Source organism: Armatimonas sp., from assembly GCF_043760365.1.
Taxonomy (GTDB): domain Bacteria; phylum Armatimonadota; class Armatimonadia; order Armatimonadales; family Armatimonadaceae; genus Armatimonas.
The window spans coordinates 1-1,513 of sequence record NZ_JAYUPA010000608.1 but is presented as its reverse complement, the minus strand read 5'-3'; the positions used below and the strand labels follow the sequence as shown (position 1 = coordinate 1,513).

The 1,513-nt window shown below is 62.9% G+C and carries 1 protein-coding gene and 1 pseudogene; both read right to left on the bottom strand.

All coding sequences use genetic code 11. From position 1 onward, the window contains the following. A partial coding sequence (locus tag ACH2EH_RS13980; RefSeq protein WP_395142657.1) for a 3-ketoacyl-ACP reductase occupies nt 1–683 on the bottom strand: 683 nt, incomplete at its 3' end. Further along, a pseudogene (locus ACH2EH_RS13975) lies at nt 680–1,513 on the bottom strand (hypothetical protein); the annotation flags it as partial. The pseudogene ACH2EH_RS13975 and the gene ACH2EH_RS13980, both read right to left, overlap by 4 nt.

Sequence of the window (1,513 nt, the reverse complement as noted above, 5' to 3'; positions counted from 1 at the left end):
AGGGCGGCGACGGCGCGCCCGATGTCTTCGGGCAGGCCCCAGCGGCGGATCGGCCACGCGCCGCCCTCAATCGCACTGTCGTACTTATCTTTCACCCCTGCCGTCATGTCGGTAGCAATCACGCCAGGGCGCAATTCATAGACACGAATCCCGTACTCCGCCAGCCGCGCCGCCCAGAGCGCTGTCGCCATTCCCAGACCCGCTTTCGAAATACAGTAGTCGCCACGATTCACCGACGCCGTAAACGCGGAGATTGAGGAGACCGTGATAATCTGCGCGTTGCCGCCGCGCGTAATCATCTCTTTGGCGACGCGCTGGGTCAGAAAATACGGCCCCTTGAGATTAATAGAGATCAGTCGGTCGAAGCTCTCCTCGCTGGCGTCGAGAATATCGGCGCGAACGCTCGGCGCGACTCCCGCATTATTCACCAGCAAGTCAATCCGATCCGCTACCGCCAGCGCCGCGTTCACCAGCCGTTCGCGGTCGTCCGCCACCGAGACATCGGCGCGAACCGCAAGCGCATCGCCGCCTGCCTCGCGCACCAGCGCCACGCACTCGTCGGCAGCTTGCACATTGCCCGCATAGTTCACCACCACAAACCACCCGAGCTTGCCCAGCTCAAGGGCAATCCCCCGCCCAATCCCCCGCCCCGCACCGGTCACCAACGCCACGGGCCGCGTCATTTGGTCGCTCCATCCACAGGAGAGGCGACGTCTTCTTCCGTGGGGCCGTCCACCCAGGTCTTGAACTGCGCCGGGAGCGAGCCCTCGGGGTAGGGCGTGACCACACTCCCTCCTCCCGTTATCGGGAGGAGGGCTGGGGAGGAGGGTTTTAGGGCTTTCCAGAGCGCCTCGACGAAGAAGTACTCGCTGAACAAACAGGCTTCGTGGACGCCGATGTTTTTATGGATGTGGTAGATCGAGCCGTTGAGAATCCCCTCAAAGCCAGGCGTTTTGTCGCCGAGGTACTGATCGGCGCAGAGCTCCAGACTTCGGATGGCCCAGGCGCGATACGCCGCGCCCTTGATGGGATCGGGGCAGACAGTCGCCAGATCGAGCAGGCCAGAGGCGGCAATCGCAGAACCCGAACTATCTACGTCTTGATTGGGCGCGTCAAAGTCCCAAGTCGTCACACCGCCACCGGGAAGCTGCGTGAGCAGATAATCCGCGTTTGCCATCGCTGTTTGGAGGTAAATCGCGCGGCCCGTCTGCTGGTAGCTGCGGGTGAAGCCGTAGAGCGACCAAGCCAGCCCACGCGCCCAGCAGGAGTCGCCGCGCCAGCCCTGGTGCGTGCTCTGGCGCAGGCACTCACCGGTTGCTAAATCAAAGAGCGCCTCATGGCTGGTGGAGCCATCGCCACGCACGATCGTCCGGCGCGTGGTCTCGCAGTGGCGGTGCGCCACAGCCAGCAAGTGTTCGTCGTCTAGCCGAAGCCCTGCGCGAAAGATTGTCCCCACATTCATCATGATGTCAATAAACAGACTGGCGGGCTCGACAAAGCTGCGCAGGTACTG